The sequence below is a fragment of the Methylobacterium fujisawaense genome (assembly GCF_039619325.1).
GTDB lineage: Bacteria > Pseudomonadota > Alphaproteobacteria > Rhizobiales > Beijerinckiaceae > Methylobacterium > Methylobacterium fujisawaense.
In genome coordinates this window covers 1,618,430-1,641,589 of the sequence record NZ_CP155000.1, presented here as the reverse complement: position 1 = coordinate 1,641,589, position 23,160 = coordinate 1,618,430, and the positions used below count along the sequence as shown (strand labels likewise).

23 protein-coding genes and 2 pseudogenes are annotated in these 23,160 nt (G+C 67.0%); 11 read left to right on the top strand and 14 right to left on the bottom strand.

The features are described from left to right. Nucleotides 1-48 precede the first annotated feature (48 nt). From ABC766_RS07925 to ABC766_RS07915, 3 genes are read right to left on the bottom strand one after another with little or no spacing between them, the layout of a single operon-like run. The gene (locus ABC766_RS07925) at nucleotides 49-414 is read right to left on the bottom strand and encodes a hypothetical protein (RefSeq protein ID WP_345821729.1); all 366 of its coding nucleotides are present in this window, start codon (nucleotides 412-414) and stop codon (nucleotides 49-51) included. Nucleotides 415-418: 4 nt separating this feature from the next. Then, entirely contained in the window at nucleotides 419-1,141 is a 723-nt protein-coding gene (locus ABC766_RS07920) for a hypothetical protein (RefSeq protein ID WP_345821727.1), read from the bottom strand. Beyond that, entirely contained in the window at nucleotides 1,138-1,431 is a 294-nt protein-coding gene (locus tag ABC766_RS07915; RefSeq protein ID WP_043351807.1) for a hypothetical protein, read from the bottom strand. Before ABC766_RS07915 ends, ABC766_RS07920 begins: the two co-directional genes overlap by 4 nt. 203 nt (nucleotides 1,432-1,634) lie before the next feature. Between ABC766_RS07915 and ABC766_RS07910 the strand changes: the two genes are divergently transcribed. Continuing rightward, nucleotides 1,635-1,817, top strand: coding sequence for a hypothetical protein (locus tag ABC766_RS07910; protein WP_345821725.1), 183 nt, complete (start codon nucleotides 1,635-1,637; stop codon nucleotides 1,815-1,817). Nucleotides 1,818-1,946: 129 nt separating this feature from the next. Here the strand turns inward: ABC766_RS07910 and ABC766_RS07905 are convergent, their stop codons facing one another. Continuing rightward, nucleotides 1,947-3,125, bottom strand: a complete 1,179-nt coding sequence (locus tag ABC766_RS07905; protein ID WP_075381667.1) for a zinc-dependent alcohol dehydrogenase — start codon at nucleotides 3,123-3,125, stop codon at nucleotides 1,947-1,949. Between the two features lie 327 nt (nucleotides 3,126-3,452). On the opposite strand from ABC766_RS07905, the gene ABC766_RS07900 reads away from it, so the two are divergent. Continuing rightward, complete coding sequence (locus ABC766_RS07900) at nucleotides 3,453-4,424, top strand: alpha/beta hydrolase (protein WP_345821721.1); 972 nt, start codon at nucleotides 3,453-3,455, stop codon at nucleotides 4,422-4,424. A 14-nt stretch (nucleotides 4,425-4,438) separates the two neighbouring features. Continuing rightward, the gene (locus tag ABC766_RS07895; RefSeq protein WP_345821719.1) at nucleotides 4,439-5,113 is read left to right on the top strand and encodes an HAD family hydrolase; all 675 of its coding nucleotides are present in this window, start codon (nucleotides 4,439-4,441) and stop codon (nucleotides 5,111-5,113) included. 53 nt (nucleotides 5,114-5,166) lie between these two features. Here ABC766_RS07895 and ABC766_RS07890 read toward each other — a convergent pair whose 3' ends face one another. Continuing rightward, nucleotides 5,167-5,394 (bottom strand): hypothetical protein, encoded by a 228-nt coding sequence (locus ABC766_RS07890; protein ID WP_345821717.1) that lies wholly within the window; start codon nucleotides 5,392-5,394, stop codon nucleotides 5,167-5,169. 141 nt (nucleotides 5,395-5,535) lie between these two features. Between ABC766_RS07890 and ABC766_RS07885 the strand changes: the two genes are divergently transcribed. Both ABC766_RS07885 and ABC766_RS07880 read left to right on the top strand, forming a co-directional pair. Next, nucleotides 5,536-7,866, top strand: coding sequence for an FdhF/YdeP family oxidoreductase (locus ABC766_RS07885; protein WP_345821715.1), 2,331 nt, complete (start codon nucleotides 5,536-5,538; stop codon nucleotides 7,864-7,866). A gap of 316 nt (nucleotides 7,867-8,182) precedes the next feature. Next, nucleotides 8,183-8,929: a Crp/Fnr family transcriptional regulator gene (locus ABC766_RS07880; RefSeq protein ID WP_345821714.1), complete on the top strand. Its 747-nt coding sequence runs from the start codon at nucleotides 8,183-8,185 to the stop codon at nucleotides 8,927-8,929. 349 nt (nucleotides 8,930-9,278) lie between these two features. Here the strand turns inward: ABC766_RS07880 and ABC766_RS07875 are convergent, their stop codons facing one another. Then, a complete protein-coding gene (locus ABC766_RS07875) occupies nucleotides 9,279-9,686 on the bottom strand; it encodes a hypothetical protein (protein WP_427902297.1) in 408 nt (135 codons plus the stop codon). 165 nt (nucleotides 9,687-9,851) lie between these two features. Beyond that, complete coding sequence (locus tag ABC766_RS07870) at nucleotides 9,852-10,118, bottom strand: hypothetical protein (protein WP_345821713.1); 267 nt, start codon at nucleotides 10,116-10,118, stop codon at nucleotides 9,852-9,854. Between the two features lie 352 nt (nucleotides 10,119-10,470). Here ABC766_RS07870 and ABC766_RS07865 point away from each other — a divergent pair, with 352 nt between their 5' ends. After that, the gene (locus tag ABC766_RS07865; RefSeq protein WP_345821710.1) at nucleotides 10,471-10,767 is read left to right on the top strand and encodes a hypothetical protein; all 297 of its coding nucleotides are present in this window, start codon (nucleotides 10,471-10,473) and stop codon (nucleotides 10,765-10,767) included. 344 nt (nucleotides 10,768-11,111) lie between these two features. On the opposite strand, the gene ABC766_RS07860 is transcribed toward ABC766_RS07865, so the two are convergent. Beyond that, entirely contained in the window at nucleotides 11,112-11,744 is a 633-nt protein-coding gene (locus ABC766_RS07860) for a BA14K family protein (protein WP_345821709.1), read from the bottom strand. Nucleotides 11,745-12,461: 717 nt separating this feature from the next. On the opposite strand from ABC766_RS07860, the gene ABC766_RS07855 reads away from it, so the two are divergent. The 4 genes and pseudogenes from ABC766_RS07855 to ABC766_RS07840 all read left to right on the top strand — a co-directional run. Then, nucleotides 12,462-12,815: a hypothetical protein gene (locus ABC766_RS07855; RefSeq protein ID WP_345821708.1), complete on the top strand. Its 354-nt coding sequence runs from the start codon at nucleotides 12,462-12,464 to the stop codon at nucleotides 12,813-12,815. Nucleotides 12,816-12,859: 44 nt separating this feature from the next. After that, a complete protein-coding gene (locus ABC766_RS07850; protein ID WP_345821707.1) occupies nucleotides 12,860-13,774 on the top strand; it encodes an extracellular catalytic domain type 1 short-chain-length polyhydroxyalkanoate depolymerase in 915 nt (304 codons plus the stop codon). 236 nt (nucleotides 13,775-14,010) lie between these two features. Continuing rightward, complete coding sequence (locus ABC766_RS07845) at nucleotides 14,011-15,294, top strand: cation:proton antiporter (RefSeq protein WP_345821705.1); 1,284 nt, start codon at nucleotides 14,011-14,013, stop codon at nucleotides 15,292-15,294. 101 nt (nucleotides 15,295-15,395) lie between these two features. After that, nucleotides 15,396-15,723: pseudogene (locus tag ABC766_RS07840) on the top strand (hypothetical protein); the annotation flags it as partial. Nucleotides 15,724-16,016: 293 nt separating this feature from the next. Here the strand turns inward: ABC766_RS07840 and ABC766_RS07835 are convergent. From ABC766_RS07835 to ABC766_RS07810, 6 genes and pseudogenes are all read right to left on the bottom strand, one after another. Then, nucleotides 16,017-16,316 carry a hypothetical protein gene (locus ABC766_RS07835; RefSeq protein ID WP_345821704.1) on the bottom strand — a complete coding sequence of 100 codons (300 nt, stop codon included), beginning with the start codon at nucleotides 16,314-16,316 and terminating at the stop codon, nucleotides 16,017-16,019. Further along, nucleotides 16,307-17,061, bottom strand: a pseudogene (locus ABC766_RS07830) (IS5 family transposase). Before ABC766_RS07830 ends, ABC766_RS07835 begins: the two are co-directional and overlap by 10 nt. A gap of 78 nt (nucleotides 17,062-17,139) precedes the next feature. Then, complete coding sequence (locus ABC766_RS07825) at nucleotides 17,140-17,844, bottom strand: HWE histidine kinase domain-containing protein (RefSeq protein WP_345821703.1); 705 nt, start codon at nucleotides 17,842-17,844, stop codon at nucleotides 17,140-17,142. 113 nt (nucleotides 17,845-17,957) lie between these two features. Next, complete coding sequence (gene selB / locus ABC766_RS07820) at nucleotides 17,958-19,901, bottom strand: selenocysteine-specific translation elongation factor (protein ID WP_345821702.1); 1,944 nt, start codon at nucleotides 19,899-19,901, stop codon at nucleotides 17,958-17,960. Nucleotides 19,902-19,971: 70 nt separating this feature from the next. Further along, the gene (locus tag ABC766_RS07815; protein ID WP_345821701.1) at nucleotides 19,972-20,961 is read right to left on the bottom strand and encodes an ABC transporter substrate-binding protein; all 990 of its coding nucleotides are present in this window, start codon (nucleotides 20,959-20,961) and stop codon (nucleotides 19,972-19,974) included. After that, the gene (locus tag ABC766_RS07810) at nucleotides 20,962-21,462 is read right to left on the bottom strand and encodes an ABC transporter substrate-binding protein (protein ID WP_345821700.1); all 501 of its coding nucleotides are present in this window, start codon (nucleotides 21,460-21,462) and stop codon (nucleotides 20,962-20,964) included. 1,194 nt (nucleotides 21,463-22,656) lie between these two features. Between ABC766_RS07810 and ABC766_RS07805 the strand changes: the two genes are divergently transcribed. After that, a complete protein-coding gene (locus ABC766_RS07805; RefSeq protein ID WP_345821699.1) occupies nucleotides 22,657-22,983 on the top strand; it encodes a hypothetical protein in 327 nt (108 codons plus the stop codon). Nucleotides 22,984-23,160: the final 177 nt, after the last annotated feature.

Genomic DNA, 23,160 nt, shown 5'->3' with positions numbered 1-23,160 from the left:
TAGCGATGATCCGGCTGACGCCGATGACCGGGATCGGACCTTGCGTCCTCAACCCCACAAGGCGCTGAAGGTGCGTTCGAAATCCCCGATCAAGGTCCGGTTGCAGAAGCGGTGCAGGACGCGGCCGTCCGTCGTTCCCTCGCGCATCTCGATCGACTCGGTGTTCTGGTCGTAGGCGAAGGTCAGATGGCGGCCACCGAGGGTGGTCAACAGGATGGCTTTAGCGCCCCCCGCGTCCTGCATCATCTCGGTCGATCCCGGCGCGGCGCGCCACATGATCCCGCCGAGCAGCGCCAGGGTGACCGCCTTCATCTGCAGGTCCTCGGCTTCGGATTGCGCGATGACGCGCACCGCGTAGCGCCGCACAGCGTCGAGGTCAGTCGTCTCGGACCGGACCGGGGCGAATAGGGCCATCGGCTTATTCCCGTCTCGTCGTGATCTCGGTTGCACCGGTCGCGGTGGCGGAATAGCCGCCCCACCCCTCTGTCGACACGGGCGACGTGCCGCCCCAGCCCTCGGCCCCCCACGTCGCGAGGCGCTGCGTCGTGTCGACCGAGCCAAGGTCCTTCAGGATGCCCATGACGCGGTCACGCTGAGCGTCCGCGACCACGAGGTTCAGCATCGCCGCGCCCAACCTCAGCTGCGCGCAGCAGGCGTCCAGCGCCTCAGGAGGCACGCCACACGTCTCGAGCCGATCCCGGAGGGCCTGGCCCCCGCCGGTATCCGGCGCGTCCGCCTCGGCATGGTCGGCATCCGGATCGGGAGGATCGACCACGAGCCGGATCGCCTGCTCGGGGATGCCGGCCGCGACCAGCGTGGCTGTCGCGGCCTGTGCCTTTCTCCGGCTCTCATAGAGCGCGAAAATTCCCAGCCTCGCAGTCGCACCTTCCCGCGAGGGGAGGGGCTCCTCCGGCTGAGCGGCCGAATGGCCCTCGGACGCGATCTCCGTCCGCGCCGCGGCGATGAACGCGGCCTGCTGGTCCACGCTCAGCGCGAAACCGGCGCTCATCGTGGATCCCGCCATAGGGTCAGGATCCGACCACATCCGGTCGCCCGGCCCGTTGTCGAGGAAGTTCTGCTGCGCGCGTTCGAGCACCGCAGCCTCGACCGGATCGTCGTTCGCCTTCTCAGCCGCGGTCATGGATTGACGCTGCGCAGGGCAGGCTGCGGATACGCCGGATTCCCGCCCGGCACGCCCGTGCTGTTGGCCGATGACGGAGTGTCGGCTTTGCCGGATTCGGAGCCGGTGATCTGCTTGCGCGAGGCCGCTTGGCTTTGGCTGGCATAGTCCGGCGGTGCGGTCGCCCCCTGCCAGATCATCAGCCCCGCCAGGGACGTCAGCATCAGGCCGACACTGACGATCAGGACGTAGAGGGCGGGCCGACCGCGCTTGCCCTGGCGGCTGTCCTGTCCGGAAATATTGTCTGACACACGTGAACCTCGCTGGCTCGAATCTGTCGAGCCTGGGCGAACAACGTGCGATGTATGACCGAAGTTCTAGCCGTGTGACGTTTTGAGCCTGTTATTTCAAGTATTTACTGCATAAGATGTCAAATGATCATTATCGGGTATTCATTTGACCTCATACTGCGGAGAGGCCTCCGTCGTGATGGCCGGAACCTGAGGAACGAACCATGTCGCTCATGATGTCCGTCGCCCTGGCCGTGGCAGCCGCCGGGGGCGCCCTATCCCTGGTGACGGATTCCGGCGCTTCGGTCTCCGAGCAGGTCGCGGGTTCGAATCTCGCCTTCTTCGGAGGCATCAGCGCTGTGGCGCTTGGCGGATCGGCCGCGTTGGTCTCGATGGTGACCGGTTGACGCTCGCGCCGATGCCGCGCGCCGCGCCCCCGGTCTGCGTGACCGGCTTCGGTCGCCCGACACGCACAAGAGGGCCGCCCGCCCGTGTCTCGGGGAGCAGGCGCGGCGGTGCGGCCGCCGCGCCCGATGTCAGCCGTGCGGCTTGAACACGACCTTCGTGCAGTTGTCGGTCTTGTCCCGGAACGCTTTGTAGAGCGCCGGACCTTCCTCCAGATTGGTGGAACGGTGGCTGATGATGAAGGACGGATCGATATCCCCGTTCTGGATGTGCTCCAGCAGGGGCTTCATGTAGCGGACCATGTGGGTCTGACCCGTCTTGAGGGTGAGACCCTTGTTCATCAGGACGCCGAGCGCCACCGGTCCGACGGGACCGGCGAAGACACCCGGCATCGAGACGTTGCCGCCGGGACGGCACGCCAGGATCGCCTGATTGAGCGCGAAGGGCCGCTCCAGGCTCACCGTATGCTCCATTATGGCGGAGGACACTTTCTGGAGGGTCGTGTCCGCCCCGTGGGATTCCATCCCGACGGCCTCGATCACGGAATCGGGCCCCAGGCCGTGGGTCATCTCCATCAGCGTGTCCTGCACGTTCTGCTGGCCGAGGTCGATGGTCTCGGCACCGGCCTCACGGGCCAGCGCCAGCCGCTCGGGCACGCTGTCGATGGCGATGACGCGCTTGGCGCCGAGCAGGTAGCAGCACTTCACCGCGAGCACGCCGACCGGGCCGCAGCCCCAGATCGCGACCGTGTCCTCCGGGCCGATGTCGCAGTGTTCCGCGGCTTGGTAGGCCGTCGGGAAGATGTCGCTGAGGAACAGGACCTGCTCGTCGCTGAGGCCGTCCGGGACGACGATGGGGCCGACATCCGCGTAGGGCACGCGGAGATACTCGGCCTGGCCGCCCGCGAAGCCGCCGGTGATGTGCGAGAAGCCGAACAGGCCGGCGAGCGGATAGCCGTAGGTCTGCGCCTGGAGCTTGCCGTTCGGGTTTGTGCGCTCGCAGCAGCTCCAGTTGCCCCATTTGCACTGCCGGCACTCGCCGCAGCAGATCGTGAACGGCACGACGATGCGGTCGCCGACCTTCAGCTTCCGGTTGTCACGCCCGACCTCGATGACCTCGCCCATCGTCTCGTGGCCGAGAATGTCGCCGCATTCCATGGTCGGCATGAACCCGCCCATGAGGTGCAGATCCGAGCCGCAGATGGCGCAGGCGGTCACCTTGATGATGACGTCCCGCCCCTCCTCGATCTTCGGGTCGGGCACGGTCTCGCAGGTGATCGTGCCGCGGCTCTGCCAGGTGAGTGCCTTCATCGCAAATATCTCCATCGCCAAACAGCGGCGTTCTGAAATCAACCGCCATTTCACGTCGAATGATCCGGATAATTCCGCGTCTCATTCCGGCAAATTACGTTGCCGATTATTTATCCATAGGATCGGGATCGATCGCTGAACTCCGGTGTTGGCATATTGCAGCGCATCATCCCCCCGTGATCCGGCGCCATCACAACGGTCGCGCCGAGAATTTGCGCGCCGCGCGCCTTCCACTCGGAACAGACTCGCCCCGCGACACGGGCCGCGCCGCTTCCGATCGATCCCGCTGATCGTGGCGCACGTTCTCTCACCCATAAGGCTCACAGCATGACGCGACGCACCGACTCCCGCACATGGCTCGTTCCGGCGCTGCTTGGATCGGCCGCGGCCCTGGGCGCGTCCGCGCTCTACGCGGCGACGATGACACGCCGGGCGGAACGGGAGACGCCACCCGTCGGCTCGTTCCTGACCGTCGACGGTGTCCGCCTCCACTACCTGGAGCGCGGACAGGGCGAGCCGCTGGTGCTCATCCACGGCAACGGCACCCTGATCCAGGACTTCCTCGTCAGCGGCATCGTGGACGATCTCGCCACGCGCCACCGGGTCATCGTGTTCGATCGCCCCGGCTACGGCTACAGCGACCGGCCGCGCGGTTTCTGGACGCCCCGCGCCCACGCCACGCTCTTCCAGAAGGCGCTCCAACAGCTCGGCGTCACGCAGGCCGTCGTCCTCGGCCATTCCTGGGGCACGTTGGTCGCGGTCGCTCTCGCGCTTCAGGCACCGCGCCTCGTGCGCGGCCTCGTGCTGGCCTCGGGCTACTACTATCCGACGCTGCGCGCCGACGTGATCCTGGCGTCGCCGGTGGCGATCCCCGGCATCGGCGACCTGCTGCGCCACACGGTCTCGCCGCTCGCAGGACGCCTCATGATGCCGGCCATGATCAAGGGGCTGTTCGCCCCGGCCGCCATCCCCGAGCGCTTCGCGCGCAGCTTTCCGACGGCCATGATGCTGCGCCCGCTGCAATTGCGCGCCTCGGCGGAGGATGCCGCGATGATGACGCCCGTCACAGTCGAGCTGCAGGCGCATTACGGGGATCTGGACCTGCCCGTCGTGATCATCACCGGTGGGGACGACCAGATCGCCGATGTCGGCCGCCAGTCGCGGCGACTCCACCACGACGTGCCCGGCAGCGAGCTCGTGATCGTGCCCGGCATGGGCCACATGATCCATCATCTCGCACCCGAGCGTGTCGTCGCGGCCGTAGAGCGCGCGTCGGAGCGGATCCGTCCGGCGGCCTGAGGGAGCACGCAGCCATGCGGATCGAAACCTGCTTCCTGTTCGACCTCGACGGCACGCTCGTCGACAGCGTCTACCAGCACGTCCTCGCCTGGAATCAGGCGCTCGACGCGGAGGGGATCTCCCTCTCGGTCTGGCGCATCCACCGGAAGATCGGCATGAGCGGCGGCCTGTTCACGAACCAGCTCCTGCGGGAGACGGGGCGGGAGATCAGCGACGGGCATGTCGCCAAGCTGGGCCGGCTGCATGCGGAAGCCTACGGACGGCTCTCGGGGCAGATCCGGCCGCTCCCCGGGGCGAAGGCACTGCTCGATACCCTGACGGCGGCCGGGATCCCCTGGGCGATCGCCACGAGCGGCCGGATGGAGACGGCCCGGGTCAATCTCGACGCGCTGGGCGTCGATCCGGACCGGGTCCCGGTCGTGACGCGCGACATGGTCAAATACGCCAAGCCCGACCCGGACCTGTTCCTGGCGGCCGCCGACCGCCTGGGCAAGCCGATCGAGACGGCGGTGATCGTCGGCGATTCGATCTGGGACATGCTAGCCGCACGCCGCTGCCGGGGTCTCGGCGTCGGCCTGCTCTCGGGCGGCTACGGCACCGAGGAGCTTGAGCGGTCCGGGGCCGTACGCGTCTACGAGGATCCGGCCGATCTGCTGGACCATCTGGACGAGGTCGGCGGACGTCGCTGATCCGGGGCAGACATCTGGGTGGCAACCGGCTCCGGCGCCCCGGCGCGGGGGAATCAGGGGACGCGTTTTTGCGCCGTCCTCGCGTTGCGGACGAGACCGAGCACCCCCAGGACGCCGGCGCCCAGGCAGACCGCCAGGATCAGCGAGGGCCGGATGCCGCTGCGGACGGAGGCGCGCTCCAGAGCGACTTCGAGGCTGCCGGCGAGATTGGCCGCCAGCGGCACCGCCCTGGCGTCAAAGAACAGCTTCGCTTCCGAAGGCCCCTCGGACTTCTTGAGCATGTAATCCCTCGCGATGGTCAAACGAGCCTCCGTTAAAGAACACTATTTTCCGCGAACAATTTGATGCGACGACGTGTTGAAATGTAAACGCGTCCCGAGCGCCGGTGTTTCCCAAAGTTTTTCAGGCCAGGAGTTCTACCCTTGGACAAGCCCGTATTCAGGCCCTACCGCCTTCCCTCCGGCGGATGGGGCTCGGCGCGCTCGGTCGGCAACATCCTCCGGCAGGAAGGCGTGCTGGCGAGCGGGCCGATCGCGCTGACCCGCCACAACAAGGTCGACGGCTACCAGTGCAACAGCTGCGCCTGGGTGAAGCCCGCGAACCCGCTGCCGTTCGAGTTCTGCGAGAACGGCGTGAAGGCCATGGCCTGGGAACTCACCGCCCACCGCTGCACGCCCGACTTCTTCGCCAAGCACACGGTCACCGAGCTGCTGGACTGGGATGAGTACGAGCTCGAGCAGACCGGCCGCCTCACCCATCCGCTGCGCTACGATGCGGCGACCGACAGGTACGTGCCGGTCTCCTGGGGCCACGCCATCGAGGAGATCGCCCGCGAACTCCTGGCCGTGGAGGACCGGAAGACCGGCACCGTCTTCTACAGCTCGGGCCGCCTCTCGAACGAGGGCAGTTACCTCTACCAGCTCTTCGCCCGGCTCTACGGCAACAACAACCTACCGGACTCGTCCAACATGTGCCACGAGACGACCTCGGTGGCGCTGCCGGTCAGCATCGGCCAGGGCATCGGCACCGTCTCGCTGGACGATTTCGCCAAGTCCGACTGCATCCTGTTCTTCGGCCAGAACCCGGGGAGCAACTCGCCCCGCATGCTCCACCCGCTGCAGGAGGCCAGCCAGCGCGGCGTGCCGATCATCACCTACAACCCGCTGCGCGAGCGCGGGCTGGAGCGGTTCCTGAACCCGCAATCGCCCGCCGAGATGCTGAGCCGCACGGAGACCCGGATCAGCTCGCAGTACCATCAGGTCAAGGCGGGTGGCGACCTCGCGGCTTTGGCGGGAATCTGCAAGTCCGTGCTGGACGCGCACGACGCTTCGCTGGCGGCCGGCGGCCCGGCGATACTCGACGAGGCCTTCATCCGGGAGCACACCCACGGCTTTGAGACCTTCGCCGACTGGTTGCGCGGCCAGGACTGGGACGCGCTGGAGCGCCGCTCCGGACTGCACCGGGCCGACATGGAGGCGACCGCGAAGGTTTACGGCGCGGCGAAGGCGACCGTCGCGGTCTACGGGATGGGCCTGACCCAGCACCAGGCCGGGGTCGAGACCGTGCAGATGCTGGTCAACCTGCTGCTGATGCGCGGCAATATCGGCCGCAGCGGCTCTGGCATCTGCCCGGTGCGCGGCCATTCCAACGTGCAGGGCCAGCGCACGGTGGGCATCACCGAGAAGCCCGAGCTGTTCCCCCTGAACCGGCTCGGCGCGCAGTTCGGCTTCGAGCCGCCGCGGGAGGCCGGCTACAACACCGTGGAGGCCTGCGAGGCGATCCTCAGGGACGAGGTTCGGGCCTTCTTCATGCTGGGCGGCAACTTCGTCCGCGCCATTCCCGACCACGGCCAGATGGAGCCGGCCTGGCGGCGGCTGCGGCTGACCGTGAACGTGATCACCAAGCTCAACCGCAGCGCACTGCTGCCGGGCGCGGTCAGCTACATCCTGCCGGTGATCGGCCGCCTGGAGATCGACGAGACCACGAAGGGCCAGCAGGTTCTGTCCATGGAGGACACCTCGGCCTGCGTGCACGGCAACCGCGGCCTGCGGCGCCCGGCCTCGCCGCACCTGATCAGCGAGATCCGGCTGATCTGCGAACTGGCGCAGCGGGTGCTCGAGCCCAACCCGCGGGTCCGCTGGGAGGATTACCGGACCGACTACGCGGAGATCCGGAAGGAGATCGGCGAGACGCTGCCGGAGTCCTTCTGGGACTACGAGCGGCGCATGTGGGAGCCGGGCGGCTTCCAGCGCGACCTGCCGGCCAAGCGCCGGGACTGGCACACGGAGACGGGCCGGGCCAATTTCGTCACGCCGACCGGCCTCGACGAGGATGCCGACATGCCCGAGGTCGGGCACGATTCCCTGCGTCTGATGACCTTGCGCAGCAACGACCAGTTCAACACCACGGTCTACGGCTACGACGACCGCTTCCGGGGCATCAAGAACACCCGGAAAGTGGTGCTGATGAACCGCTCGGATATCGATCGCCTGGGCCTGAAGGTCGGCCAGGCGGTGACGCTGCGGACCGTGGCGGACGACGGCGTCGACCGGGCGCTCTCGGGCCTGCTGGTGGTGGCCTACGACATCCCGATCGGCTGCATCGGCGGCTATTACCCGGAATGCAACGTCCTGATGCCGATCTGGCACTATGCCATCGGCAGCAAAACGCCGGCCGCCAAGGGCATCCCCGTCACGATCAGGTCCGACGGCGACCGGGTGATCGCCCCCCTGCTGGAATACGCCGAAGGCTGAACGGACGCCGGGCCGGGTCTGAGCGCCGCTCCGGCGCAAGCCTCGAGGCCGGCGGCTCCGGTCATGACCCGCCTCCGGTCCGATTTTCTCGGTCAGCCGGTCAGAGGCCAGCCGTGCGGGTCGTCGCCGAGCGGCAGCCGCGTCGACCGGCAGAAACTGCGCGGTACCGATGATCAATCAACTCGCGAATCTGTCTTATGACAGAACACGAAACTGACATTGGTTTAGTCTCGCGAATATCATCAGCCGATTTGGTACAGGCTCTGGTGACTGGGAGAGCCGCGCGCTTCCGCCTGCAATGCCATGGTGGAACGATATGAGATCAGCGCCCGACCAGCATGCCCTGGGCATGCTCATCCGCAAGCTGGAGAGCATCGCCACCCTTTCCGACACCGAACGTCAGGCCATCCAGGGCCTGCCGGTGCGGATCCACCATCTCAACGCCCGGCAAGACATCGTACGCGATGGCGACCAGCCCACGCATTGCTGCCTCGTCCTCGAAGGATGGGCCTGCCGGTACAAGCTCTTCCGTCAGGGCAAGCGGCAGATCATGTCGTTCCACATTCCGGGCGACATCCCGGATCTGCAGAGCCTGCACGTCCGCACGATGGATCACAGCCTCGCCACTCTGACCAAGGCCATCGTTGCCTTCATCCCCCACGAGAACCTGCGGGAACTGACGGCGCGCCACCCCGGACTCGCGGCGGTCTTCTGGCGCGACACGCTGATCGATTCGGGCATCTTCCGCGAATGGCTCGTCAGCATGGGCCGCCGCTCGGCCTTCGAGCACGTCGCGCATCTGTTCTGCGAGCTGTACCTGAAGTTGCAGGCGGTGGGCCTGGCAGGCAATTTCCGCTGCCCGCTCCCGATGACCCAGACCGATCTCGCCGACGCACTCGGACTGACACCCGTGCACATCAACCGTGTGTTGAAGGAGATGCGCGGTCAGACCCTGATCACGCTCCGCAGCAACGCACTGGTGATCGAGGCATGGGACGAGCTTCTGCGGGTCTCCGAGTTCGACTCCACATACCTGCAGCTTGAGAATCGGGCGGTCGGATGAGGCCCCGTCCGCGCCGGTGCGGGCCGCCGCGAGGAGCCACGATCTTGAGGCCGGCACCCCGTCGCTGACGGTCTTCGCTCGCATGGTCCCGCACGCAGTTCAGGAGACCGCGCGGACCGCGCCGGAACTTCGGACGGCGACTCCGGGACCGGTGGATAGGTCCGCCCGGCCTGAATTCGCCGACCGTGGTGGCACCGCATCTCGGATCGCGCAGCCGTCGGCGCGCGTGGCCTGTCGCGACCAAGCCCGGATCCTTCAGGGGAGCCATTCCGTACCGCCGGCGCAAGACATACAAGGTCTGGTTCAGGATGGTCGTGCCGCGTTGATCCGATGGACCGCGCCAGCGAACTCAGTGTCCCATCCAGATGGCGGCACTCAGCACGATCCCGATAGCACCGATGAACCCGCTGAACCCCAGCACGATCCAGGCGTCCAGGCTGGGCGACCGTGCGGCGCGCCTGACCTTCGCGGACGCCGCCTCGGTCTCCCGCGCCAGCGCGATACGCTCATGCGAAGGTGCGGAGCCAGCCGCCTCGTCATCGGTCCCGAGCGACGACAGGCCCGGGTCGTAGACGGCGATCTTGTCCCCCGTGGCGCCGCTGTCGATATCGGCTTTCAGCATCGCCGTGGTCGGCCGGTCGGAGGCGCCCGGCTCCGACACGCGCAGGTTGCCGGGCGGCGGCGGGGTCTCGGATCGAAACAGCATGACACTCGCCTTTCGGACAACGGCTCTGTTTGCTTCATGGGCCACGCCCATGCGTGAGCTCCCATGACTTCACCGTATGCTGGTGCACGGAACTGAAGCTTTGACCGCGGCAGGCCAGGGCTGCTCCCGATCGTGTTGCTTGCAGGAACTGCCCCAGATCTTGATCTGACGTGCTCACTGGGGCTGGACCAGCGGTCCCCTTCGGCGGCAAACCGTCTAGCCGCCGCTGCCGCTGGATCCGCCGCTGCTGTTGGGCGCACCAACCTCGGGTCGGCTGGCGTTGCCGCCCGCGGCCGAACTGCTGCTGAACGCGTCTACGCCGGTCCCACCTGGAGATTCCGTGAAGTCGTCCGCGCCACCCGTGTTGTTGGGCTGATTTAAGATGATGGATCCCGTCGCCGCAGGCTCGCGATAAGACGATCCTTGCGCCAGAGCCGGTCCTGCCGCGGTCAAGGCCGCGATCGCGAGGAGCAGTCGCTTCATGGGAGATCCTATCGATTCAGGAACCGCCGGCAGCGGCCGCCCCCAGCCGAACGGCGGGCGGACAGATCCGGTCGAGGCGGCAGGGTAGACGAGTCCGCGGACTCCTTTGCCGGAGACTGCAGCGGGCCGACCGTGCGAATTCCCGCCCTTGATGAAGCTCTCCCATGCCGCAAGGTTCCGCGCCGCGGAGGCTTTTGATGCGGAGTGCTTTCGTTTTTCGATAAGTTCCCGCTCTGTATTGCCGGGTTCTATCAAAAGACAGATCAAAAAGACGATCCAATCCAATCTATGCTGAAGCATCGACCTAGGGCCGTGAATCATGTTGCATTGCCCAACCCCAGGAGGCCGCGACGTGACAACCATTCCTCAACTTGATCAGAACGAATTGAGCATCCTACAGCGCCTGATGACAGACTTGGTGACAAAACAACTCGGTCACGCGACCGCAGGCCATGTGGATATGATTGCTCGGTTGCAGCACCTGGAACAGGCCGCGTGGACAACGGGCGCCGATCGCCAGACCCTCCAGGTGATCACCTCCGGCCGACGACTGCTCGGAGACGCGGGCGACCTCACGCCGGATGCGCTGAAGGGTCGACCGGTGTGGAAGCGCCCGGCAGATCGTTCATACGCTCTCCGGCACGCCTGAACCGTCTGGGATCCGGTGGTCGGAAGCCCGCAGTATCGATCATTGCCTGTCCGCGCTTCGCCATCCGAGCGGCGCCGCCCCAGGGCGGGAGCGCGCGCGGGGGCGTTCAGACGCCGCAACGGGAGATCGGCAACGGACTGCGACAGTGAGCGTGAAAGCTGCCCGTTCCTCGCAGAGGTAGAGTCGGGCGACACGTCCGGCTGGTCGGCAAGACCTTCGTCACGAAGGGCGCGTGACCCGCTCTCTCACCTGACCAAAGCCGGCCCCCGGTGGGGTAGATGGCCCCGCAGCCGTGCGGCTGGGGGCCTGTCGTGCCGTGGTCCCGTCAGAGGCCGCGCAGGTCGTTACGGGCAGGAATGGCGCTGACCATCGTTGCCCAGATACGTGCCGCTTCGACGGTCGTACGACCGGAAACGCTGAACGCAGTAGCTGACCGCGTCGCCGGCAGGCGCCACCTCCGTCTCGATGGCACCGTAACCCTGCCCGTATCCGGCTGGGGCGTAGCCACCCCCGTAACCGCCGTAACCGGCAGGCGCGTAGTCCCCGCCATAATATCCGTCGTCGAATCCGCCGTAACCATAGCCCAATCCAGCTCCAGCTAGGCCGAGACCGACGCCCAGCCCCAGGCCGCCATAGCCATAGCCGCGTCGGCCGTAGCCCCGCCCGCCGAACCCTCGGTTGCCAGCGAAGCCTGTTCCGCGGATCCCACCGCCCCCGAAGCCCCCGCGTCCACCGAAGCCGCCACCCGCGAGAGCGCCGCCACCGAAGCGATTGCCGCCGAGCCCACCTCCGAAGCCGCGACCTGCTACGCCACCCCGGAAGCCGCCACCGCCGAACCCGCCCCCGTGGAACCCACCGCGTCCGAAGCCGCCGCCGTGGAATCCGCCCCCACCGAAGCCGCCGCGCGCATCGGCGCTCGCCGGAAGTATCACCAGCGTCCCGAGGACGACGGCGGCCGTCAGGAATGTCTGCTTCATCGTGCCCTGCCAATCGAAGATAAATATTTCTTCCGATCCGACAACGCGCCGGCGGGCAAATAGGTCATGCTACATTATGTCCATATTCAGGTAAGCAATATTAATACGGCAAGCCGAAACCATCTTTCGCACGTGGCCGGGCTCTCGCCGCACGGCGGATCCGTCTGCAGCGAATGTCATGTGACGGGCGCGTCGTCCGAATGCCTCAGGTCGCCCGCCCTGTCTCCACGACCTCGTCCGACGCGCGCACCAGAGGACGTTCCATCTGTCGAGGCTTGCGAGCCGAGGCCGGGAGGCGGGTGATGGCTATGCCCCCCCGGGGCGAAGCCGACCCTGAAACGGTGGGACTCAGAAGCAACCGGTTAATTACGATGCTGCTACTGACAAGCGTACTATCAAATGATGGAACGACGATAGTTCAAATCCGTCACACTGCGCAACAAGCAAGCTCATCGAACGTGCACTTGACCATGATTTGGACAATCTTCGATCTTTTCCTCAGATCTTCCGATAATAACGTGGTTTAAAGGTCAGATTTTTGGCTGCTTACACCCTCAGACGCAGGCCTGTCCCGCGTTTCATGCCGCAAGGCAACAAGACGACGAGGCGAGGATTGTCTCGATGCTACCCTCGCATCGATCGGTGAGGGACGGCATCGGATTATGCGCTCGCCGAGCGGATCCCGGATGCTGCCGCCCTTGGAAAGTCCGTTCGCCGATGCGCCTCGTCCTGGCCAACCTCACCATCCTGACCGCCAATGCGCCGTTGCCGGCGCTGGCATCGTCCTGTGCCGAGCGGATCGGTACCATCGAACGGCGTTTCGATCGCGCCGGTGCCGTCCAAGTGATCGGCCTGCAAGCAGGATTCACCCTTCGGACCGGATCAGCCGGGGGCATACAGGCTACCCGCCGCGATGCCCCGAACGATCCCGCCAAGGTCTCGACGGCCGAGGGCGTCGGGCACGCCAGCAGCCTCATCGTCCGTGACGCCGACGCGGATCGGCGCGGTGACAGGCGGTCCCGCGAGAACACCAGACGCGCCGTGAAGGGCGTGCTCGGTGCGCTGTCGTAGCCCGACCCGATTGCCGCAGGTTCAGCCACCCACGAGAGCCCCCAATGAGTCAGTCCCTTGGGACAGCCCTGACACGCCCGTCGGGGCTGGCCATCGACCGGCCGCGCGCGCTGGCGCGCCGGTTCGGCAACGCCGCCGGAAGCCGGGCCTACGACCTGTTCGTTCCGTCAGGATATGCAGGGACACCGCTTCCGCTGGTGGTGATGCTGCACGGTTGTTCGCAGACGTCGCGCGACTTCGCCATCGGTACGGGAATGGACGCTTTGGCGGAGGCGCAGGGCTTCCTCGTCGCCTATCCCGACCAGCCGCGGTCGGCCAACCTCGCCAAGAGCTGGAACTGGTTCCGGGATGAGGACCAGAGACGTGGCCGGGGCGAGCCGTCGATCATCGCCGGTCTGACGCGCGCGATCATGGCCGAGTTCTCCGTCGACCCGTCGCGGGTCTACGTCGCCGGCCTGTCCTCGGGCGGTGCGGCCGCCTCGGTGATGGCGATGATGTACCCGGACCTCTACGCGGCGGTCGGCATCCATTCTGGATTGGCGTGCGGTTCGGCCGGCTCGATGTCGGCCGCCATCGCCACGATGCGGCGCGGTGCCTTGCTCCGGCCGGTACAGGCCGAGCATCCCGTGCCGACCATCGTTTTCCACGGAGACAGGGACACGACCGTCTCGCCGGTCAACGGCGATCAGGCCCTCGCCCAGGCGCAGCCCGACGGACGACTGACCGTTACCACCGTCGCGGGACGCTCAAGGGGCGGGATGGCATATACGCGGAGGGTCCTGACCGAACCGGACAGCCAGTGGTCTTCGGAGCACTGGGTCCTGCACGGCGCCGGCCATGCCTGGGCCGGCGGCCACCCGGCCGGCTCGCACACCGATCCGACCGGTCCGGATGCCAGTGGCGAGATGCTGCGCTTCTTCCTGTCGCACGCGAAGCACCGTCGAGCGCACCGCCACTGACGCTCTTGGCGGATGCGCCAGACCCGGCGGGTTCTTGAGGAGCGCGCCTGAGCCGACCTTCCTGTCCAGGTTTTCGACTGATGGGCCGGCTCGAGCCGGAGGCGAGGGCGGGCAAGGGGCGGCTTCGGGCGAGCTGGCACAAACCGTCGCTTCGCGCGGAGCGGACCGGGCGGACCGACCGTTGCAGACGGTGCGGGACGAGGAACGAGCCGGGCTCCAATGCGGTTCATCGTTGAATGGAAACCTATGTCCTCGTCGTCGCCGGGTTCGGTGTCCTGGTGCTTCTGACGGCATGGCTGCCGATGGTGCTCCGGGCCCTTCCTCTGTCCCTGCCGATCTGCTGCGTCGGGATCGGGGCCGCTCTGTCCGCCATCCCGGCTGTAGCCGCCATCACACCCCATCCGAGCCTGCATCTGAAGCTGATCGAGCATGCGACCGAGGCCGTCGTCGTCATCTCGTTGATGGGCGCGGGCCTCAAGATCGACCGGCTCATCGGCTGGAAGCGCTGGGCTGTGACGTGGCGCCTGCTCGGCATCGCCATGCCGCTGACCATCCTCGCCCTGACGGCTTTGGCATCGACCCTGCTGGGACTCGGGCTTGCCGCCGCGCTTCTGCTGGGTTCATCCCTGGCACCCACCGATCCGGTCCTCGCGTCCGACGTTCAGGTCGGTCACCCGGCCGAGGATCACGAGGACGAGCCGCGGTTCGCCCTGACTTCCGAGGCCGGGCTCAACGACGGCCTCGCCTTCCCCTTCGTGAACCTCGCCATCGCGCTCGCCGCAGGCGGCGGCTTGGCCGGCCTGTCTTGGTCGCACTGGTTCGCGGTGGACGTCCTCTGGAAGATCGCCGTGGGTGCCGTGCTGGGCGCGATCATCGGCAGGGCGCTCGGCTGGCTGACCTTTCACCTCCCGAACCTGTCGAAGCTGTCCCGAACCGGTGACGGCTTCGTGGCCCTGGGCGTGACCTGCCTCGCCTACGGCATCGTCGAGGCCGCAGACGGCTACGGCTTCATCGGCGTGTTCGCCGCGGCCCTGGCCCTTCGCTCCTCGAGCCGGGGCCATGGTTATCATCGCAAGATGCACGACTACGCCGAAGAACTCGAACGCCTCCTGATGATGGTGCTCCTCGTCGGCTTCGGCGCCGTGCTCGTCGGCGGCGGCTTACTCGAGGCCCTCACCTGGCAAGCCGCTCTGTTTGCCCTGATCGCCCTTCTGGTCGTCCGTCCTCTGAGCGGATGGATCGGCATGCTGGGCAGCGACCGAGCCCTTGAGGAGCGCGCAGTCGTGAGCTTCTTCGGCATCCGGGGGCTCGGGACCGTCTACTATCTCGCCTTTGCCTGCGGACAGGCCACGTTCGAGCACGCGGACCTTCTGTGGGCCACAGCCGGCGTGACGGTTCTGATCTCGATCCTGATGCATGGCGTCACCGTCACGCCGACGCTGCGTTTGGTGGACCGAAGGATGGGACGGGAGACGGACAGTTCACAGCTCGGCTTGGTGTTCACGGCACCCCCACCCTGAAGCGGCCTCGGAACGACGCCGTTTCCCGAGCCCTCCAGTCATGAACCGCGCCGGGTTTTCCGGAGGCTCCAACGCATGGGAGATTGGAGCCAGCACGCCGGATATCCCGCCCGTTTTCCGAGGTTCGCGAGCGGGCAGTCCGGCCGGTCCGTGAGCATGAGGGCGAGCACGGCTCGCAATGGGCCGCATCCGGTCGATCGACGCATCGACGGCCCATGCCCATGCGGCGCGGCCGGCCGATCCGGAGCAACTGCCGGCCCGAGCCGAGCGGGACGCGCTGTGGCGCGCGGCACGATGGCCGGGCCGATGTAGGGGAGGGGCATGACCGGCGTCGTCCGACGGCGCAGGATCCGCACCACCGGTCCCGATCCGGCGGCGACCTCGCTGCCTCTCCGCCCACGAGTCGCAGCGATCCTTGGGCGCTGTCCGTAACGCCTCTCTCGACCGGATCGACTGGTTCTACCACCGGCGGCGGCTCGAACCGAATGATCTCCGGGAAACACGGCGTGGTTCAGAAGGGACGGAGATATGAGCAATTGGCCCGTCGGCTACAGCGCCGAGACGCCGCGAACCCAACGCGACAGCATTCCGCCCACGCCCGGCATTCGATCAGAGCACGCAGACGCGCCGACGCGGTTCCGGACCGGCCACAGCAGGCGAACTCCTTGCATCCTGTGATCCGAGGCTTGCTGTTGCACGACCGGAGCGCCGGGCCGTGTCGGTCACCGGATCGGCACGATCATGCGGAAATGGAGACCGGCATCGTCGATGGTCCGCTGGAACTGACCGGCCAAGCTGCGTTCGATGGTCTGCGTGAGGAGCCGCGATCCAAAGCCGGTGCCGTCGGCCTTGGCGGGGCCTGACGGCGCCGCGCCTTCGGTCCAATCGAGGGTCAGGGCGTGATCGACGACACGTCCGACCAGGTTCAGGGTGCCTCCGTTGGCGAGCGCGCCATACTTGGCCGAATTGGTGGCGAGTTCGTGGAAGATCATCGCGTAGGTAGAAGACTCATTCAGGTCCATGCGATGACACAGGAAACGAGCGCGACGGCGGCGAGGTAGTTGCAGGCCAAGCGGTCGTAGCGGGTCGCGACGCGCCGCCAGTTCTTGAGATGGCCGAACAGGCGCTCGATGCGATTGCGCCGCCGGTAGGCGATCCGGCTGTGCTTGTAGGGCACCGTCCGGGTGGCCGTGGACGGGATGGTGGCGATCACCCGGTGGCTTTTCAGCCAATCCCTCAGGCTCTGCGCATCGTAGGCCTTGTCGGCGATCAGGCGCTTGGGCGGCACCACGGCCTGCACCAGAGGCAGGGCCATGCTGATGTCGGCCACGTTGCCGGGCGTCAGGGCGAACGCAACCGGTCGGCCACGACCATCGGCCAAGCAATGGATTTTGCTCGTGAAGCCGCCGCGCGAGCGCCCGATGGCCTGGCTCCAGGCCCCCCTTTTCCGCCCGATGCCGAGCGGTGTGCCTTCACGTGCGTGGCATCGAGCATCAACTCGTCGGGGACAGGGCCTGCGGCAGCGATCTTGGCAAACAAGCGCTGCCAGACACCGCGCTGCGACCACCTGTTGTAGCGGTTGTAGATCGTCGTGTGGGGCCCGTAGGCGGAGGGCGTATCCTGCCAGCGGCAGCCGACCTTCAGGACGTGCAGGATGCCGCTGATCACCCGCCGGTCGTCGACCCGAGGCTTGCCGGGTTGGCCGTGCGGCAGGTGCGGCTTGATCCGCGCCCAGGCTTCATCCGAGAGCCAGAACAACCGTGCCATCGCGATCCTCTTGCGCTGGAAACCTCAAACTCAGGAAGAAAACGCAAGCGAGCGCAGATGGTTGTATGGGTTCCCTACCTAGTCGTCGACCCTGTCGGGGGCCGCCACGGCGGCGTCCTCGATATCGACCGCGATGTTGGCGCCCTGCAGGTACGGCGACAGGATACGCGCGGCGAGGTCACGCAGCCGCACGTCGCCCTGCTCGAGCCCGTGCGACCGCGTCGCCAGGGTGGTCGCCTCGTGTAGGACGTGGAACCGCCGCGACAAATCCTCGGCGAAGCTGGCGGTGGACTCGGCCTCCCGGGCGACGATGTTGGTCAGCGCGCGGGCGACGGTGAACATGTTCGATACCCGGTGCGCCAGTTCCAGGGTCATCAGCCGCTCGGCCTCCTCGGCACGCTTGCGGTCGGTGATGTCGAGGAAGATGGCCTGGATCCACGCGCCGACCCGGCCCTCGTCCCCGCCGATGCCGCGGGCAGAGATCCAGCGGACGTCCGGGTCTTCCCCGATGCGGAAGTCGAAGCTGTAGGCCTTCGGGCTGGTCGCGCTCGCGAACCAGTCGAGTATCATCTTGGGTCTGTCCTCGGCATTCACCTTGGCGAACAACGCGTCGATGCTCACCACCGGCTCCGTGGTGCCCCAGAAGGCCATGCAGAGGCCGTCGAGCCGGGCGAGGCGCGCCTCCGGGGCCCAAGCCCACATCCCGACGCCGCCCCGGTGGATGGCCGCGGTGAAGATGGCGAGCGTCCATTCGTCGCCGATCAGATCCTTGCCCTCGACCATGCTGCTTCCCAAACTGCACCTGAAGTCCTTGGCATGCGCATCGCTACCGTGACGGTACGAAACGCTGCCCCGCAGGCTTTGCTCCGGAACCGAACACGCCCGTCGAACCGGAGTCACAGGCCGCCCTTCCTGGGATCCACCAGCCGTCCGTCCGCGACACGCGTCGTGAAACCACGGGCGTCGAAATAAGCCAGCACCGGCATGGTCATGTTCCGACTGATCCCCGTCGCCTCGCGGAAGCGGCCGACCGTCAAGAGCGCCTGCGGATGGTCCGCTGCCACCGCGCATGCTCGCGCCGCCAACTCGGCAAGGACGCCCGGCAGCACGTAGTAATGCCCGGATATGCGCCGCAGCCATCCGAGCCGGCCGAACCTGTCGAGATGCGGCCGCAGGGTTTCCGGCTCCCGACCCACCTGTTCCGCGAGGTCCGCGAGTCGCGGTTGATCGAGACCGGCCGCCTCCAGGCGGATCCTGACCGCCTCGTAGAGTGCGGCCTCCGGCGGGGCGAGGCGGACTTCGTGGCCGGGCAGGTGGTAGAGATGCTCCCGCCGAAGAATACGGGCGTCCATGAGCAGCCGATCGAGGGCAACCCGCAGAGCGGGACGCTCCGGCAGCGCCACAGGCGCGCCGATCTCCTCGGCCGACAGGCCGGGATTGTCCGGCTCCGACCGGTGTGCGGCGTCGAGACGTGCGACCACGGTTTCGCCGAGTGCTGCGATCCGCGCGCCGTCGTATCCCCGCAATCCGGCCGGCCCCGCTATCGCGACGACGCCGTGCGCGCACGTCAAGGCTTCCAGGGCGGGCCTCTGGATATTCCGCACGCGGGCGAAATGGTTCAGGTCGACTCCTGCCTCGCTCACGTCGAGGAGGCCGGTGAGCGCCGCAGCATGATCCGGCGTGTCCAGCGCCGCGACCACCGCGCGTCGCCCCGGCGCCCAGGCTCCCCGGCGGGGTCCCTCGATGTCGATGACCCGGCCGCCGCCGAGCGTGCGGGCGGCGGACGCGTCGCGTAGCACAAAGCGGTCCCCGTGCAGCGCGCCGAGGCTGCCGTCGAGGGCGATCCGTGCGTGCGCCGCCGCGCCGGGCTCGACCGCGATTCCGGGTGACAGGAGCACCCGTCCGGTCACGGACGCCGCCCCGAGATGGATGTGGACGGGCGTGCGGTGACGCAGCGGACGCGCCTCGCCCGGAAGAACGCGCAGCGCCACGTCGAGATGGCTGGCGGGGCCGTGGAGTTGCGGCGCCAGGATCCAGTCACCCCGGTGGATACCCGCGCGGGACAGGCGGGGACCGGACAGGTTGATGGCGCAGCGCTGACCGGCCTCCGCGACATCACACGGTTCGTTGCCGGCGCGCAGGCCCCGCACCCGCACCTCGAACCCGCTCGGGGATACGACGAGATGATCGCCGACCCGGACGGCGCCGGCATGGATCGCCCCCGTGACGACGAGGCCGGCGCCGACGACGGTGAAACAGCGGTCGACCGCGAGCCGGAACTCTGTACCGGCGGCTCCAGGGGACGGGCTGGCTGCAGCCTCTTCCAGGTACCGGGCGAGGTCGGCGATGCCGGTCCCGCGCAGCGCCGAGCAGGCGATCATGGGCGCTTGGACGGGCGCTTGCAGCGGCGCGTTGCCGGGTGCGTGCGCGAGGCCGGTGCCGGAGAGCGCGACGCGGACCTGCGCCTCGACTTCGGACAGGCGACGGTCGTCGACCCGATCGCTCTTGGTGATGGCGACGACCGCCTGGCGCAGGCCGAGCAAGTCGAGGATCGCGATGTGCTCGCGGGTCTGGGGCATCACGCCGTCGTCGGCTGCGACGACGATCAACGCGAAGTCGACGCCCGTGGCGCCGGCCACCATCGTACGCACCAGCCGCTCGTGACCAGGCACGTCCACGAAGCCGACGGTTCGGGTCCCAAGACGCGTGTAGGCGAAGCCCAGATCGACGGTTATGCCGCGGGCCTTCTCCTCCGGCAGACGGTCGGCGTCGATCCCGGTGAGCGCCTTCACCAGAGCCGTCTTGCCGTGGTCGATATGGCCGGCGGTGACGACGATCACGCTGTGCTCGCTCCGGATCAGAACACTTTCCTGGGGTGGCGGCGCAGGAAGCCCCGCGCCGCCTGCCGCTTCAACCCTTGATCCGGGTCTCCGCAAGCTCCGACATGCAGGTGTCGTAGGGCGTGAACGCCACGCGGTCCGACACGGCGAACAGCGTGTAGGGCGCGTACAGGAACAGGGCCTTGGCCTGGTCCTGCAGGTAGCGCTCGACCGCCCGCACCACCTCCTCCTGCTGCGGCTCGTGCGGCGTGTGCAGGAGCTTGTCGTAGAGGGCGTCGAAGTCCGGATCCTCCGGACCCTGGCGCAGGGTCGCGTCCTTCCCGAAGAACTCGCGGTGGACGCAGGCCACCGGATATTGCGGCGTCCAGTCGAAGTACCATTCGAGCTTGACGTCGAACTCCTCCGGCGGCTCCTCCTTGGCACTGACGAACCGGCAGCCGAGCCCGATCTTCGCGAGGCACTGCCCGATCGCCGCGACCACGCCCTCCCAGGCCGGCGAGGCGACGAACACGAGCTCCCGCCCGCCGATCCCCGCAGCCTCGAGGGCGCGCTTGGCGGCCTCGGGATCGTGCGGGAACGGCTTCATCTCCGGATCCGCCCCGTAACGACCGGGCTGGATGAATGCCGGGATGACCGTGCCGTAGCCGTGCGCGCCCTGGTGGAGCACGAACTCGCGGTCGATGGCGAGGTTCAGGGCCCGGCGGGCCTCCGGGTTGCGCCAGGGTGAGTCCGGACGATTCTCGTTGAAAACGCCCGTCAGGATCGTCTTCGCCTTCTTCGTCTGGATCTTTCCATGCTCGCTCGCCGGGAAGGCGTGCGCCTCGTCCGGTGTCAGATCGAAGACCACGTCGACCCGGCCGTCACCGGCCGCTACCGACTTGATGCCCTCCGCCTTGCCGATCACGTTGTCGTAGACGATCCGGACCGTCGGCTTGCGGTCGGGATTCCAGTAGGTCTCGTTGGGCTCCATGACCACGCGGTCGGAGCGCGAGTCGATCAGCGAGACGCCTTCGGTGAGCACGAACGGGCCAGTCCCCCACGGACCAGGCGCGTCGATCACTCACCAATGGCCTTCGGCCGATCCCGTCTTCGGGTCGACGAAACCCCATTCGTCCCAGAATCGTGTCGAGGGCAGATGCATGCCTCGCAGCTTCATCAGCGCTGCGGAGTCGCCGCCGGGGAAGCGCATCCGCACGGTCCGGTCGTCCACAACCTCGCAGGTGACGTCCCGGGCGAAATTCAGGAAGGCGCCCGGCGGGTGCGGATTGGTCCATTCCTGGACCTTGTCGAAGCCGAGCTTGAACATGCCGGCGTTGAAGCGCTCGCCATCCTGATAGACGGCCTGCCGCATGGTGAGTTCGAGCGTCTCGCTGTCGAGCCAGCGCCAGGCCTCCGCGAGGCTCGGCTGGCCGATGCCGTCGTGATCGACGCGGTTGGCCTCCTCCATGGTGTTCCACGTGATGGAAAGCCAGTTGACCGGCGACGGATCGACCACCGTCACCGTGTTGTGGGGTCCAAAGGGCTGTCCGCCGACCGGATCCCCCGTCGCATGTGCGTCCATGTCTCCTCCTTGTTTCCATGCTCCGCATCACGTGCGGGCACCGTCCGGAACGGTTCGAGCCGGATCAGGGGAAAGATAGCGCGCTACCGCATTGCCCTCAATCGATCCGCTTATACCAAGCGGCTGGATCACCGCTCTGTAGAGGAGGGGCGAATGTCTTACGCTGGTTTCCCGCTACGCGCGCTCGGCCATTTCTGGCGGCCGCGATGTAACAGCGCCTCATAAGATCACGGCGGCTTTCCGAAAAGCCGATATGCGACGTCAGGGGGGCGCACGCGTTTACGACGACTCTCTTACGGAGCGGATCAGCGGCTCTGGGCGAGCTACAACCACCGGCCGAACTCGGGAAAGTATCTCCGTCGGCTCGAGCCGCGTGGATCCGCTTCAGAGGGATCGATCGAGGCGGACGCTCCGCTACTAATCTTCGCGTCTCTCCACATTAGCCGCTTCTCAAGAAGCTGAAATGGATCTCAGCGTCGAATGCTGTTTTTCGGCGTACAAATCTGGCTCTGACGCACTTTCGCTGATCACCGGGGCGGGAGGCCATCAAGAAGAGGTATGCTTCGGTGCATCCTGCCGTGATCGTATGTCCCGCTCTGAACGCGATTGCGCTTCGTGATCTGTTCCTTCGTCCAGCCGGCCGACCAGAGCGGCCCGAGCCGCGGATTGGTCCCCACCGTTGCCACGTGCCGAGGCGACGAGACGCGTCTGGGCCAGCATGTGCCATCCTTCGAGCCTGTCGGGCCTCACCGCGTGCGCCATCGTCCGGAACCGCCGATCACCCGATAGTGCCTCGATCAGCACCGGCACACCAACTTCTACGGCAGCCACGGTCCGCGTCGCCGCTGGGTCAATTGATCCTGATCCGTCGTCAGCACTCTCGCGAAGGAACATACTGACGGCACGGATCGAAGCCGCTGGATGTTCACCTGTCCCGTCCGCCGGCGCCGCATCGCCCATCCTCCGACCACGCGGAGTGATCCTCGGAAGCCCTGCGCCCTTCATAAGCATTCGATGGCGTCGCACCCGCTTGCGTCCCAATGGGCTCGAGCAAGCTCCGGCGGACACAATAGGCATTCGTGTGCTCGCCGTATCGCGCCGGATCGAAACGATCGACACTGTATTCGGTGAGGCCGATCACAGAACGCCTGCTCGAAATCTGCGCACATGTGCAGAACATGAGGAGCAAAGCCGATGCTTGAGGTTGTCCGAATCATATCTCTCGGTGTCCGGCAGATCGCCGGCATCTTCCTGATCCTGATAGCCGGCTGGACCTGGATCTGCGTGCTCGACCAACCGGCGCTCGCTGAGACGCCGGGCTACATGGCCGGCGCACTGGCCTGTCCTCCGCGTGTCGAGGGGCCGGACTGTAACCGCGAGACGGCGCTCGACGTGATCGTTCAGCCCGTCGCGCTGATCACCGAATGCCCGATGGTCGGCACCGTTCTGGCCACGCATCTGAGTTTGCCACCGGGCAGCACGCACAAGACCTTCTGCGAGCGACGGAGGAGCAGATTATGAGCCAGCAGACCATTACTCTCCTCGACCCCGTCTCCGGTGAGGTGAAGACCATCGTCATCGGACGGTGAGACCATGCCGGAGCTCGACGTCGACGAGCATCCTCCGCGGGCGCGGATGCCCGAGGCACCGGGGCCCACAGCCCCGGACTTCATGCCAGAAGCTCACCGGGTCCCTGGT